This is a genomic window from Aquamicrobium ahrensii (genome assembly GCF_040545755.1).
Taxonomy (GTDB): Bacteria; Pseudomonadota; Alphaproteobacteria; order Rhizobiales; family Rhizobiaceae; genus Mesorhizobium; species Mesorhizobium ahrensii.
Genome location: NZ_JBEPMN010000003.1, coordinates 322,846 through 335,087, shown reverse-complemented (window position 1 = coordinate 335,087; position 12,242 = coordinate 322,846). Strand labels below are relative to the sequence as shown.

Below are 12,242 nucleotides of genomic sequence, written 5' to 3'. Positions count from 1 at the left end.
AACCGGATTTCCGGCGCAATCCCAAGAAACAGCCCTTGCTGTGGCTTGCAGGACATGGGGGACGTCGGAGGCTAGCCCTGCTCCGTCGACGTCTGGAACCATCTGGAGAGCTGATCCATCGTCGTATCGGCGATCGCCCTGAGGGTGTCCGGCGCGACGCCGGGCCAGCCCTCCGCGCCATTCACCGCCTGCGCCTTCTGCTGGCCGGAGATTCGATGCAGGCGGCTGCCTGCCGGATCATAGATATCCCAGACATACACAACGGTAGCAGCGCCGTCCTCGTTCAGAACCGAGAAATAGCCTTTCAGCACATGGGTCGCGTTCTGGCCGGAACTGCCGGCAAGCGCCACGCCATGCTGGCGGGAGCGCTGTTGCAACTCTTCCATAAGAGGGCCGGCGGCTTCCAGCGACGCACCGACGATAGGGGCGACCTGAAGCCGAATCCGGCTGCTTCGCGCCGGTGGCTGTACAGTCGCGACCGACGAGGACGTGGTGTTTTCCGTCGATGAAGGCGGTGTTTCGGCCTGCTGGCCCGGCGCGGCGACGGCTGCCGGATCGAGCACGCTTGAACTGTTACAGGCCGACAAGGACAGCGCTGCGAACAGCACGGTCGACAACGATGCTCGGCTCATGCCCCTCAACACTCCACACGCCCGGGACTTCTTCCCGAACGGAATGTATCACTTCACGATCAAGTCGAGATCATGGCGCGAAAGCGGCCGGGCCTGGGATTCCGTGGTCAGATAGGTGCGACCCAGCGTCATCGCCGTCTCGGTTTCGGAGTCCATGATTATCATGTGGGCGAACAGGGTCATGTTCGGCGCAATAGGCTCGGGATTGCCCTGATAGAACATCGGCATGTCCATCCACGATGGCGAAAAGCGTGCGCCCACCGAATAGCCGCAGGCGTTCAGCCTGTGTTTGGTCAGGCCGTGCGCTTCCATGGCGCGGGCGTGAGCGTCGAAGACATCACCGAAAGTATTGTCGGGCGTGAGTACTTTTTCCACAGCCAGAAGGGCGGCGAGGGCGGCGTCGTAAAGCTCCTGATGGCGTCTGGAGACCTTGCCGGTCAAAACGGTGCGCATCATCGGCGCGTGATAGTGATGGAAGACGCCGGCCCATTCCAGGGTTAGCTGGTCGTTCTTGTTGAGCTTGCGGCGGCCGGCCTTGTAGCGGCACAAAAGCGCGTCCGGGCCCGATCCGACGATGAATTCATTGGCTGGATAGTCGCCGCCGCCGGCCAGAATGGTCCCCTGCATGGCGGCCAGTATCGCGGCCTCGTCGCCGCCTTGCCGGATGAGGGGCAGGGCGGCGTCCAGCGCATCGTCGGTCAAGGCAGCGGCTTTCTCCACCTTGACGATCTCCGCCGGGCTCTTGAACAGGCGCAGCCTTCCCACAATTCCGGACGCATCGGAAATCTGGCCGAAGGTCTGCAACTGTTCGTCCAGCCTGCGTCCGTTCAGTGCAGTCAGGCCGTGCGTATCGTATTCGACGCCGATGCGAGCGCCCAGAAGATCCATCTCGTTCAGCAGATTGCGCAGATCGATGGCCGGGTTCGCACCTTCGCGATCGGTCCACAGCACGATGTTGTCGATGATGGAGGTGTGGCGCGCCTGCCGCAGATCGGCTGAACGCGTCAGCAACGTCATGGAGCCGTCGGCCCTCACCACCAGGCACTGGAAGAAGCAGAAGCCGAACGTGTCATGTCCGGTCAGCCAATACATGCTCTCCTGCGCGAACAGCAAAAGTGCGTCGAGCTTGCGCTCCGCCATCTCGATCATGAGCCGGTCGCGTCGGGCATCGAATTCGGAGCGTTCGAAATGCAGCGCCATGATGTTCACCCTTCGATAGCGATCGCCGAGACCTGCCGGCCATAGTCCGGCTCCCTGCGGTGAGTTGTGCGGCGATAGGAATAGAAAAACTCTTCTTCCGCATAGGTGCAGCGACCGAGCGCCTCGGCGGTCACACCGGCGTTGCGCAGGCGCTCCACCGTGTAACCGTTGAGGTCGAAGAGAAAATGGTGCGGTTTGCCGGAAGGCGTGAACCAGCTTTCGTTGGCGGCCTCGGCCGTGACGAAGCGTTCGCGAAATTCCGGACCAACCTCGTAGTTGCTGCTGCTGATCGAGGGCCCAAGCACGGCCACGATGCCGTCGCGCCGGGCGCCAAGGCTTTCCATCGCCGCAACCGTGTTCTCGATCACGCCCGTGAAGGCGCCTTTCCAGCCTGCATGGGCGGCTCCCACGACACCGGCCTGCGCATCGGCGAACAGGATAGGGCCGCAATCGGCGGTCGCTGCGCCCACTGCTATGCCGGGCCGATCGGTGACGATGGCGTCCGCCTTCGGTCGCTCGTCAGGAAAAGGCTGGCGGGCGACGATCACATCAGGCGAATGAATTTGGTGCACGGTAAGAAAATGATCGGGCGCAACGCCCATCCACTCTGCAACGCGGCGTCGATTCTCCGTCACCAGAGTCTGGTCGTCCTGCGAGCCCGTGCCGATGTTGAGGCCGCGGTAGATGCCTTCCGACACGCCGCCGGTGCGGGTGAAATAGCCGTGCCGTATGCCGTTTACCCCGGCTTTTTCCAGCAGTGGAGAGCGGATCGGTTCCGGCTTTTGCTGATTCGACATTGGGGCTTTGTTGTCTCCGCAGAGCGTTTCGTCAAGCGGGGACTGTGTGCGAACCCGCAAGCGTGACAGCTTGTCAGAGTGGGGCGGGAGACCGTGAAAAGTCAATCACCCGAGGGAAAAGGCACATCTGACGCCGTCTTCGGCAGCATGGCCAGCACCTTGAACAGGTCACCCATCTGATCGGGGCCGGCCAGCCGCCCGACCTGCGACCTGATCGCTTCACGCCCGCCCTCATCGGCATGCGCGCCAAGCCGGCCGGCGCGTTCCACCAGTCCCATGGCAAGCAGGAAAGCGCCCTGGGTGGCGGTCGAGGTCTTCAGCCCCTGCGCGTTTGCGGCATCGGCAAGGGCGGCGAAGTCGACATGGGTGGTGAGGTCCGCCTCGCCGGGATGGGCCAGAACGTCGTCATAGGCGTGATCCTTCAACGCCTGCAAAGTGTCGCCGACACCGGGCTCCAGATAACCGTAATCGATGAACAGGCCGGCTCCGCCATGTGCCGAGATGTGCGCAGCGATATCCGCCATCAGCGCGGCGCGCGCAGGCGCAATCTCGACGATGTCGCCCTCCGACGCACTGTCGGCATCCGCGGGAAGAAGTGCAGTGTCCAGCGAGGCCGCTCCGGCGAAGAAAGCGAGATTGCCGGCCTCGTCCAGTCCGACCATACGTTCGCGCCATCCGGCGGCGGTGCGCACGAACTGGCGCACCGGAATGGCGTCGAACAGTTCGTTGCCGACGATGAGCAGCGGCGTGCCGGGCAGTGTGGCGATCGTTTCGCGCCATGCGATGCGCCCGGCCGTCGCGCCCAGCGTGTTGCGCTGGATCTCCACCAGTCTCGGACTGGTCTCGATGAGGGCGAAGCTTGCGTTTGCGAAAAAGGCGGGGTCAAGCCTTGACCACGTCCGCAGCATATCCTTCATCAGCGTGCCGCGCCCCGGCCCGATTTCCGCTATGGTGACCGGAAGCGGACGTCCATTGGCGACCCACGCCTGATGGAGCCAGACAGCAACCAGTTCCCCGAACATCTGACTGACTTCGGGGGCGGTGATAAAGTCGCCTTTCGTTCCGAACGGCTCGCGCGTCGTGTAATAGCCGTGTTCGGGATGGAGCAGGCAAAGCGCCATATATTCGTTGACCGGGATCGGGCCATCGGTCGCGATAAGCCGGACGAGACGCTCCCTGAGCGCGGTCATGCCTCAGCGGACCGGGGCAATGCTTTCGCCGTGGCCATCGCCCATACGCCGATCAGCACCATGGGAACGGACAGCACCATGCCCATGGTGAGCCAGTTGCCGGCGAGGTAGCCTAGATGGGCGTCGGGCTCGCGGAAGAACTCGACAAAGATGCGCGACAGGCCATAGCCGCAGATGAACGCGCCGGAGACGAAGCGCGGGGTCTTCAGCTTCAGGCGCGAATGAATGAGCAGGCGCAGGACCAAAAACAGCACCACACCTTCCAGCAGGCCTTCATAAAGCTGGCTCGGATGGCGAGGCAAAGGGCCGCCATTGGGAAACAGAACTGCCCACGGCATGTCCGAGACGCGGCCCCAGAGTTCGGAATTGATGAAGTTCGCCAGCCGTCCCAGCCCAAGCCCGACCGGGACGCCCGCCGCCACCACATCGAAAAGCGACCAGGGGTGGATGCCGCGCGAACGGGCAAAAAGAAGCATGGCGACGGTGGTGCCCAGAATGCCGCCATGGAAGGACATGCCACCCTGCCACAGCGCGAAGATGTCGGCCGGATTGGCGAGATAGCGGGCGAAATCGTAGAACAGCACATAGCCGATGCGCCCGCCCAGAACCACGCCCACCGCTGCCCACACCACGAAATCATCGATATCCTGCGGCTTCATCGGCAACGCCCCGTCCGCCCACAGGCGCGGATTCGAGACGAGTCGCTTGGCGTACCACCATGCGAAGACGATGCCGACTACATAGGCCAGGCCATACCAGTGGATGGCGAGCGGACCGATCTGCAAAATGACCGGATCGATCTCGGGAAAGGGCAGGGCGGCCATCGGCATCAGGCTGGCGAAGCTCAACGCGGTATCCTCGCGTGGTTGGGTTGGCGCGGACCATGATGCAGGGTTGGGTCATGGTCAAGACGGCGAAGGCCGGTGGCCGCCATTGTGCTGGTGCGGGTGCAGACGCACTTGCATTCAAGCCGTATCGCCACTACGTCAAATCGACCAAGTGAGGTGCTGCCATGTCAACCGGACCCAACCGCATTCTGGACGAATTCGCCAAGCTGATGACCGACGCCGCCGGCGCGGCGCAGGGCGTGCGGCGCGAGGTGGAAACCGCGTTCCGGGGGCAGGCGGAGCGTATCCTCAACTCCATGGACATCGTCCAGCGGGAAGAATTCGAGGCCGCGCGCGATATGGCGGTCAAGGCGCGTGAGGAAAACGCAAGGCTTTCCGCACGCATCGATGCGCTCGAGGCAAGAATTTCCGAGCTGGCCGCCGCCGCAGAGAAGTCAGCGCCTGCGTCTGCCCCCCGCGCAAAGAAATAATTTCAGAAAGTTTTCCACAAAGGGCGATTCTGGAAAAGCTCTTTGTCATGAATCGCTTACGCGCCGGCGGTGAATCCGGCGTCGGGCGACTGTCCACATGCGAATGACTCTTTGCCGAAAATTGGGCTGGTCACGCGACTCCGGATCAATACACTGAATTTGTTGCATGATTCGTGAAGGCGAACATGCGCCGGGCGGTGGGGTCCGGTCATGGGTTGTTGTTGCGTCGAGCAGTCCAGGCCGTCCGAGTTCAAAAATAACAAGGTTCGTCTGGGAGTGTTCGCCATGGAGAGAGTGGCGGCGTTCTCGCGAACGACGGGAAGTATTAAATGGAACTCCTTGAACTCGAAATCTCGCGCGAAATTCATCCGGTGGATGTGATCGAGCAGGTCGCCCATAACAATGACTGGTCTTTCGAGCGGGCCGGCGACGACGAAATCTCCATCTCGGTTGCCGGGAGCTGGACCGAGTATCACGTCTCCTTCTCGTGGATGGAGGATTTCGAGGCCCTGCATCTGGCCTGCGCCTTCGATATCAAGGTGCCGGAAAACCGTGCGTTGGAGGTCATGCGCCTGCTGTCGCTGATCAACGAGCAGATGCTGTTCGGCCATTTCGATCTGTGGGAGCAGGAAGGCGCCATCATGTTCCGGCAGTCGTTGCTTCTTGCCGGCGGCGTCGAGCCCTCGAGCCAGCAGGTCGAGGTGCTTTTGTCCTCGGCGCTGGAGGCCTGTGAATGCTATTTTCAGGCGTTCCAGTTTGTCGTCTGGTCGGGGACTTCGGCGAAGGATGCGCTGGCGAGCGTCCTGTTCGAGACGCATGGCAACGCATAAGCGCTGGTGCAGAAATGAGTTCAGGTGCGGCGCATAAGCCCGAGATCACCTTTGCCGATTTCGACAAGGTCGACATCAGGACCGGCACCATCGTCGAGGCCGAGCCTTTTCCGGAAGCGCGCAAGCCGGCCTTCAAGCTGAAGATCGATTTCGGCCCGGATATCGGCGTCCGGAAATCCTCGGCCCAGATCACCCGCCACTACACACCCGAGGCTCTGGTCGGACGGCAGATTTTTGCAGTGGTGAATTTTCCGCCGCGTCAGATCGGCCCGTTCATGTCCGAGGTGCTGACGCTCGGTTTTTCCGACGGGAATGGCGATATCGTTCTGGGTGCGACCGAGCGTCCGGTCCCGAACGGCAGCCGCCTTCACTGACTGCGCCGGGTGGATTCTGCCGGAATCCGCGGCGCCGCCTTCCGTGCCGATTTAGTATTTAGTTTTTCCATTCTGCCATATTTTGAATTTCAATTCTCACGATCGGCTCGATTCGGGATCCGTATCCTTTGAGAAAGAATTGATCATTTGTGAGGATATGGCAGGCGTCGCAAGACGCGCCGCCGCAAGCTACCCTATCAAGGCCTGTGAGATCCGAAATGACCATCTTCAAGACCCCTTCGCGCGTCGCCGTGATTCCCGGCAGGCGCACCGCGTTCATCGCGCTTGCCGCTTCCGTGTTCACCGTTGCGACGCTGACGCTCATCCCTTCCGTGCATGCGCAGGACAAGACCTCCATCAAGGTCGGTATCATGGCAGGCGAAGAGGAAGACACCTGGGTTGCTGTTAAGGAGCAGGCGGCAAAGAGCGGTCTGACGGTGGAGACGGTCATCTTCAATGACTATACCCAGCCCAACGAAGCGCTGGCGCGCGGCGAGATCGACGCCAACGCCTTCCAGCATGAACCCTATCTCGAAAATCAGATCGCCACGCAGGGCTACAAGATCGTGGTTGCCGGCTACACGGCGCTTTGGCCGGTCGGACTTTATTCGAAGAAGCACAAATCGCTCGAAGAGTTGCCCGATGGCGCGGTGATCGGCGTGCCGAACGACCCCTCGAACGAGGGTCGGGCGTTGAAGGTGCTGGAGGATGCGGGCCTGATCAAGTTGCGCGAGGGTTCCGGCATTCTCGCCACCGTGGCCGATATCGATGAAAATCCGAAGAAGCTCGATATCAAGGAACTTGACGCCGGCATTGTCGGTCGTGCGGTGGACGATCTTGATGGTGCTGTCGTCAATACGGACTGGGCGCTGAAAAGCGGGCTGACGGCTGATATCCAGATCGCCAAGGAGACGATCGAGAACAACCCCTATCGCAACTTCATCGCGGTTCGCGCCGAGGACAAGGACGCGCCATGGGTGAAGAAACTGGTCGAGTCCTACCAGAACGATGCGGTCAAGGAAGCCTTTGACGGCATCTACAAGGGGTCTGGCGTCTCTGCCTATTGATCTGACAGGCTTGCGAGGCGCTTAAATGAGCGCCGCGCCTTCTCAACAAATCGAACGGCCATTGCCGGGTCATCTGATTTGGCGCAAGAAAAGGCGGCCTGCGGCGCAAGCGGTGGGCCGCGTTTGCGCATGAAACATCATGAGGCGGCAGGGCACCATGGCATCCCGGCACATGAAAGATGGCAAGATGAACCAGCATGTGAGGGCGCTCGCATCGGCCGATACAGCTACCGAGACGGCGGGACAGGTCAGCTCGCCGGTAGTGCGCCTCGTCGACGTCAAGCGTCATTTCGGACCGACGGCCGCGCTGGACGGTGTGTCGCTTACCGTCGGCAAGGGCGAGATCATCGGCATTATTGGCCGCAGCGGGGCCGGCAAGTCGACGTTGATCCGGTGCCTGAACGGACTGGAACGCCCGGATTCCGGCGAAGTCCATATCGAGGGGCGCGAGATCGGCCGGTTGGGCGAGAAGCAGTTGCAGCCTCTGCGCCGTCGCACCGGCATGATCTTCCAGCATTTCAACCTTCTGTCCGCCAAAACGGTAGAGGAAAATGTCGCCTTGCCTTTGAAGATCGAGGGCGTGGCCAGGCCCGAGCGTATGCGCCGCGCAGCGGAATTGCTCGAACTGGTGGGTTTGGCCGGCAAGGCGAAAGCCTATCCGGCCTCACTCTCGGGCGGGCAGAAGCAGCGCGTTGGCATTGCGCGTGCGCTCGCCGCGCGGCCGGCGCTTCTGCTCTCCGACGAAGCGACCTCGGCGCTCGATCCTGAGACGACGCGCTCCATTCTTGTCCTGCTCAGGGACATCAACCGCCAGCTTGGCCTCACCATCATTCTCATCACCCACGAGATGGAGGTGGTGCGCTCGATCGCCGACCGTGTTGCCGTTATCGATGCCGGTCGCATCGTTGAGGAGGGCGAGGTCTGGAAAGTGTTCGCCGACCCGCAGGCCGAAGTCACAAAGAGCCTGCTGCAGGGCATCCGCCCGCAATTGCCGGCGGAGATCGCCGAAAAACTCTCGCCCAACCTGGGGTCCGAGGCGGTGCTGCGCGTGGATGTCGCCGGCGAGGGTGCGCTGGGGCCGCTGCTGGCCGACCTTGGCGGGCAAGCCGGCTCGTTCCGGTTCATCCATGGCGGCATCGAGCGCGTGCAGGGCCGTCCGGTGGGCACGCTGTTTCTCGCCGTCCCGGCCGGCGAGCCGGACCTTTCGCAAACCGTGAAATTCCTGACGGGCCGCGGCGCCCGCGTCGAGGTGCTGGGCCATGTCTTCGACAATGATTGACCTTTTCCTGCGCTCGCTTTGGGAAACGGTGCTGATGACCGGCGCCTCCGGCGCGATTTCCTTCATCTTCGGCCTGCCGCTTGGGCTCGCCCTGGTGGTGACCGACCGGGGCGGCATAGCCGAAAACCTGTGGGTCAACCGCATACTGGGCGCCCTGATCAACGGCTTCCGCTCCGTTCCCTTCATCATTCTGCTCGTGGCTCTGATCCCGGTCACGCGACTGATCGCCGGCACGTCGATCGGCACATGGGCAGCCATCGTTCCGCTCTCCATCGCCGCCACGCCCTACTACGCCCGTATCGCCGAAGTGTCGTTGCGGGAAGTCGATCGCGGTCTGATCGAGGCGGTGCGCGCCATGGGTGGCACGCGCTGGACCATCGTGCGCGAAGTGCTGGTGCCGGAAGCGATGCCGGGCATCGTGGCGGGCTTTACCGTTACGCTGGTCACGCTGGTCGGGGCCTCGGCAATGGCTGGCGCCATCGGGGCAGGGGGGCTAGGCGACCTCGCTATCCGCTACGGTTACCAGCGATTCGAGACCACGGTGATGGTGGCGGTGGTCGCGGTCCTGATCGTCATGGTCAGCGCCCTGCAATGGGCCGGTGACCGCCTGGTCGCCCGGCTCGACCGTCGCGCCGTCTGACGGCTTCACGCCGGTATCCTGATCCGCGCGCACAGGCCGCCCAGCGGACTGTCCTCGAAGGTGAGATCGCCGCCATGGCTGCGGGCGATGTCGCGCGCGATCGGCAGGCCAAGCCCGGTGCCGCTGGCGTCCAGATTGCGCGCTTCATCCAGCCGAACGAAGGGCTTGAACACTTCCTCACGCTTCCCGGGCGGAATGCCCGGCCCGTCGTCGTTTATCGTGATGGTTAACCAGCCATCGCCATGCTCGGCCTCGATCTCAACGCATTTCGCGTAGCGGATGGCGTTGCCCGCCACATTGGCCATCAGCCGGGAGAAAGCATTGGGGCGCACCTGTATGGTCGGCGCTCCCGAAATCGATGTCTTGAGCCTGCATTTGCGCAGCCTGGCCTCGTCCTCCAGCCGCTGGAAGCAGGCCGCCAGGTCGAATGGGCCCGTATCCTCGGCGGCTTCCCCGCGCGCGAAGGCCATATAACCTTCCAGCATCGACTGCATGTCGTCTATATCCTTGCCCAATGCCTCGATATCGGCCTTGGTGCGGGTCAGCGCCAGTTGCAGCTTGAAGCGGGTGAGGATGGTGCGCAGGTCGTGACTCACACCGGTGAGCATGGCGGTGCGCTGCTCGATCTGGCGCTCGATGCGCTCGCGCATCTGCATGAAGGCGAAACCCGCCCGCCGCACTTCCTCGGCCCCGCGGGGGCGGAAGTCGCGCGGCGTGGGCCGCCCCTTGCCAAAACTCTCGGCAGCTTCGGCCAATGCCAGAATCGGCCTGATCTGGTTGCGCAGGAAGGGAATCGCGATCATCAGCAGCACAAGCGAGGTGCCGACCATCCACAGCAGGAAGATGTGAGTGTTGGAGGCATAGGCCTGGCTGCGGCGCACGAAGACACGCAAAACCTTATCTTCGAGCTGGATGCGTACTTCGATGATGTTGGAGTTGCCGACGGTGTCCAGCCAGAACGGGCGATTGATCTGGCGGGTGATCTCCTCCGACAGGATCTGGTCGAGAATTGAGAAGAAGGGCTTGGGACCGGGTGGCGGCAGGGGCTCCGGCGGAAGCAGATCGACCTTGAGCTGCATCCGGTCTTGCGCAATGCGGATAACGTTGGCGTAGTCCGCCTCGTTGGGATAGGTCTCCAGAAGGTCGATGATGGCGGCGATGTCGCGCGTGACGGCCTGCGACAGGCGTTGCGTCACCGTCTGCCAGTGGCGCTCCATGAAATCGAACGCGATGACCGATTGCAGCAGGATCATCGGCGCGATGATGATGATCAGCGAGCGGGCATAGAGCCGCTTCGGCATGTAGAGCGAGACGAGACGCCAGAAGCGCCGCCACGCCTTTCGCACCGACGCGGCGGCGCGTTCGATGCGGGCACGGAAGCTGTCCGGTGGCGGACCTTGCAATTCTGTCGTCGTCATTCGGTTCCGGCCTGCGCTGGACTTCAGGTCGGCCACTGTGCGGCCGTCAAGCTGAGTCTATTCCACGCTGAGCCGATACCCAATACCGCGAACTGTTTGCAGCCACACCGGGTTGGAGGGGTCGCGCTCGATCTTGCGGCGCAGCCGGTTGATCTGCACATCGATGGTGCGCTCGCCAACTTCCGAGTCCTCGCCCACCAGTTCGTGACGCGGGATGGTCTCGCCCGCCCGCTCGGCGAAGATGGCAAGGATTTCCTGCTCGCGGTCCGTCAGCTTCAGCACTTCGCTGCCGCGTTTCAGTTCGCGCCTCGCGATCTGGAAGGTGTAGGGCCCGAATACGAGCTGCTCCACCTTCGGGGGCGAGGAGGGGCCGCCGCGCCGCAGGATGTTGTTGACGCGCAGGATGAGTTCGCGCGGATCGAAGGGCTTGGGCAGATAGTCGTCCGCCCCTGCCTCCAGTCCGGTGATGCGATTGTCGGTTTCGGACAGGGCCGTCAGCATCAGGATCGGAACGTCGCGCTCGGCGCGCAGCGATTTCGTCAGTTCGACGCCGCTTTCGCCCGGCATCATCACGTCGAGCACGAGGAGGTCGAAATCGAGGCCCGCCAGCTTGCGGCGCGCTTCCGCCGCCGTGCCGGCCACGGTGACGCGAAAACCGTTCTCGGTCAGGAATTGCCTGAGCAGGTTGCGGATACGGGTGTCGTCATCGACCACCAGCAGGTGAAACGCGTCGTCATCCGGCGCATTGGCCTGCTGGTTCAGCCTCTCGGTGCCTTCCATGCCGCTACTCCTGGTTTTCTTCCATCCGATGCAAAGGGTCTGCGTCGATCTGCGCCCGCAGTTCCGGATTGACCATGGCTTTCAGGAACTGCTCGATGGCCTTGCGGCTCCCGCCCTCCATCTCCGTCAATGCGCCATCTATCCGGCGGGACTGTGGCCGCGAAAGGGCAAGCGCCAACTCCCGACCCCTGGCGGTTGGATAGAGCTCGCGTTGTCGCCGGTCGCGCGGTCCCTGCAACTGGACGATGTGATCCGTATCAATCAACTGCTTGAGAACGCGCGCAAGGGATTGCTTGGTGATCTTGAGGACATCGAGCAGTTCGGCGACGGTCAGGCCGGGCCGGCGATTGACGAAGTGCAGGACCCTGTGATGCGCCCGCCCGAAACCATAGTCGGCCAGCATCTGATCCGGATCGGAGGTGAAGTCGCGATAGGCGAAAAAGAACAGCTCGATCAGCGTAAAATCGATCCCGTCTTCATTGGCCACCGCCGCGCGGATCGGGGCCACATCACCGTTTTTTTCCTTCAACATGCTTCTCTCAAACAATTAAGTCAGCACTATTGACGTATTCTGCGCCTGCTGATAATTTTTGACAAGCTTTAGGGCTTATTGCGACCGAAAACGCAAGGCTGGGCCGGAAATCCGGAACTTCCTGAGTTTGCCATGGTCATAATATGGGCCTACGGTTCCGAACCGCGGTCGCCTCATCGCTGCCG

14 protein-coding genes are annotated in these 12,242 nt (G+C 62.4%); 6 read left to right on the top strand and 8 right to left on the bottom strand.

Features of this window, described 5'->3' with window-relative positions; translation table 11 throughout:
- Positions 1 to 71 precede the first annotated feature (71 nt).
- From ABID44_RS06605 to lgt, 5 genes are all read right to left on the bottom strand, one after another.
- A complete protein-coding gene (locus ABID44_RS06605; RefSeq protein ID WP_354150897.1) occupies positions 72 to 632 on the bottom strand; it encodes a hypothetical protein in 561 nt (186 codons plus the stop codon).
- A 48-nt stretch (positions 633 to 680) separates the two neighbouring features.
- Positions 681 to 1,832 (bottom strand): M24 family metallopeptidase, encoded by a 1,152-nt coding sequence (locus ABID44_RS06600; protein WP_354150896.1) that lies wholly within the window; start codon positions 1,830 to 1,832, stop codon positions 681 to 683.
- Positions 1,833 to 1,837: 5 nt separating this feature from the next.
- Positions 1,838 to 2,629, bottom strand: a complete 792-nt coding sequence (gene pgeF, locus ABID44_RS06595; protein WP_354150895.1) for a peptidoglycan editing factor PgeF — start codon at positions 2,627 to 2,629, stop codon at positions 1,838 to 1,840.
- Between the two features lie 101 nt (positions 2,630 to 2,730).
- On the bottom strand, positions 2,731 to 3,819 hold the full coding sequence (locus ABID44_RS06590; protein WP_354150894.1) for a class I SAM-dependent methyltransferase: 1,089 nt from the start codon (positions 3,817 to 3,819) through the stop codon (positions 2,731 to 2,733).
- The gene (gene lgt, locus ABID44_RS06585; protein WP_378226881.1) at positions 3,816 to 4,649 is read right to left on the bottom strand and encodes a prolipoprotein diacylglyceryl transferase; all 834 of its coding nucleotides are present in this window, start codon (positions 4,647 to 4,649) and stop codon (positions 3,816 to 3,818) included. Before lgt ends, ABID44_RS06590 begins: the two co-directional genes overlap by 4 nt.
- A 182-nt stretch (positions 4,650 to 4,831) precedes the next feature.
- Here lgt and ABID44_RS06580 point away from each other — a divergent pair, with 182 nt between their 5' ends.
- The 6 genes from ABID44_RS06580 (at position 4,832) to ABID44_RS06555 (ending at position 9,327) form a co-directional block, all read left to right on the top strand.
- Positions 4,832 to 5,137 carry an accessory factor UbiK family protein gene (locus ABID44_RS06580; RefSeq protein WP_354150892.1) on the top strand — a complete coding sequence of 102 codons (306 nt, stop codon included), beginning with the start codon at positions 4,832 to 4,834 and terminating at the stop codon, positions 5,135 to 5,137.
- Between the two features lie 329 nt (positions 5,138 to 5,466).
- A complete protein-coding gene (locus ABID44_RS06575) occupies positions 5,467 to 5,967 on the top strand; it encodes a type III secretion system chaperone family protein (RefSeq protein WP_354150891.1) in 501 nt (166 codons plus the stop codon).
- A 14-nt stretch (positions 5,968 to 5,981) separates the two neighbouring features.
- The gene (locus ABID44_RS06570) at positions 5,982 to 6,341 is read left to right on the top strand and encodes a tRNA-binding protein (RefSeq protein ID WP_354150890.1); all 360 of its coding nucleotides are present in this window, start codon (positions 5,982 to 5,984) and stop codon (positions 6,339 to 6,341) included.
- 218 nt (positions 6,342 to 6,559) lie between these two features.
- A complete protein-coding gene (locus ABID44_RS06565; protein WP_354150889.1) occupies positions 6,560 to 7,408 on the top strand; it encodes a MetQ/NlpA family ABC transporter substrate-binding protein in 849 nt (282 codons plus the stop codon).
- Between the two features lie 187 nt (positions 7,409 to 7,595).
- On the top strand, positions 7,596 to 8,687 hold the full coding sequence (locus ABID44_RS06560; RefSeq protein ID WP_354150888.1) for a methionine ABC transporter ATP-binding protein: 1,092 nt from the start codon (positions 7,596 to 7,598) through the stop codon (positions 8,685 to 8,687).
- Positions 8,668 to 9,327 carry a methionine ABC transporter permease gene (locus tag ABID44_RS06555; protein WP_354150887.1) on the top strand — a complete coding sequence of 220 codons (660 nt, stop codon included), beginning with the start codon at positions 8,668 to 8,670 and terminating at the stop codon, positions 9,325 to 9,327. Before ABID44_RS06560 ends, ABID44_RS06555 begins: the two co-directional genes overlap by 20 nt.
- 5 nt (positions 9,328 to 9,332) lie before the next feature.
- Here the strand turns inward: ABID44_RS06555 and ABID44_RS06550 are convergent, their stop codons facing one another.
- The 3 genes from ABID44_RS06550 to ABID44_RS06540 are packed head-to-tail and all read right to left on the bottom strand — an operon-like array spanning position 9,333 to position 12,057.
- Positions 9,333 to 10,745: an ATP-binding protein gene (locus ABID44_RS06550; protein ID WP_354150886.1), complete on the bottom strand. Its 1,413-nt coding sequence runs from the start codon at positions 10,743 to 10,745 to the stop codon at positions 9,333 to 9,335.
- 57 nt (positions 10,746 to 10,802) lie between these two features.
- Complete coding sequence (locus ABID44_RS06545) at positions 10,803 to 11,525, bottom strand: response regulator (protein WP_354150885.1); 723 nt, start codon at positions 11,523 to 11,525, stop codon at positions 10,803 to 10,805.
- Between the two features lie 4 nt (positions 11,526 to 11,529).
- A complete protein-coding gene (locus tag ABID44_RS06540) occupies positions 11,530 to 12,057 on the bottom strand; it encodes a MarR family winged helix-turn-helix transcriptional regulator (RefSeq protein ID WP_354150884.1) in 528 nt (175 codons plus the stop codon).
- Positions 12,058 to 12,242: the final 185 nt, after the last annotated feature.

Coding starts and splice junctions, on each gene's coding strand:
- ABID44_RS06575 (WP_354150891.1), top strand. CDS start 5,467: ATGGAACTCCTTGAACTCGAAATCTCGCGCGAAATTCATCCGGTGGAT.
- ABID44_RS06580 (WP_354150892.1), top strand. CDS start 4,832: ATGTCAACCGGACCCAACCGCATTCTGGACGAATTCGCCAAGCTGATG.
- ABID44_RS06605 (WP_354150897.1), bottom strand. CDS start 632: ATGAGCCGAGCATCGTTGTCGACCGTGCTGTTCGCAGCGCTGTCCTTG.
- lgt (WP_378226881.1), bottom strand. CDS start 4,649: ATGCCGATGGCCGCCCTGCCCTTTCCCGAGATCGATCCGGTCATTTTG.
- ABID44_RS06600 (WP_354150896.1), bottom strand. CDS start 1,832: ATGGCGCTGCATTTCGAACGCTCCGAATTCGATGCCCGACGCGACCGG.
- ABID44_RS06570 (WP_354150890.1), top strand. CDS start 5,982: ATGAGTTCAGGTGCGGCGCATAAGCCCGAGATCACCTTTGCCGATTTC.
- ABID44_RS06555 (WP_354150887.1), top strand. CDS start 8,668: ATGTCTTCGACAATGATTGACCTTTTCCTGCGCTCGCTTTGGGAAACG.
- pgeF (WP_354150895.1), bottom strand. CDS start 2,629: ATGTCGAATCAGCAAAAGCCGGAACCGATCCGCTCTCCACTGCTGGAA.
- ABID44_RS06565 (WP_354150889.1), top strand. CDS start 6,560: ATGACCATCTTCAAGACCCCTTCGCGCGTCGCCGTGATTCCCGGCAGG.
- ABID44_RS06590 (WP_354150894.1), bottom strand. CDS start 3,819: ATGACCGCGCTCAGGGAGCGTCTCGTCCGGCTTATCGCGACCGATGGC.
- ABID44_RS06550 (WP_354150886.1), bottom strand. CDS start 10,745: ATGACGACGACAGAATTGCAAGGTCCGCCACCGGACAGCTTCCGTGCC.
- ABID44_RS06540 (WP_354150884.1), bottom strand. CDS start 12,057: ATGTTGAAGGAAAAAAACGGTGATGTGGCCCCGATCCGCGCGGCGGTG.
- ABID44_RS06560 (WP_354150888.1), top strand. CDS start 7,596: ATGAACCAGCATGTGAGGGCGCTCGCATCGGCCGATACAGCTACCGAG.
- ABID44_RS06545 (WP_354150885.1), bottom strand. CDS start 11,525: ATGGAAGGCACCGAGAGGCTGAACCAGCAGGCCAATGCGCCGGATGAC.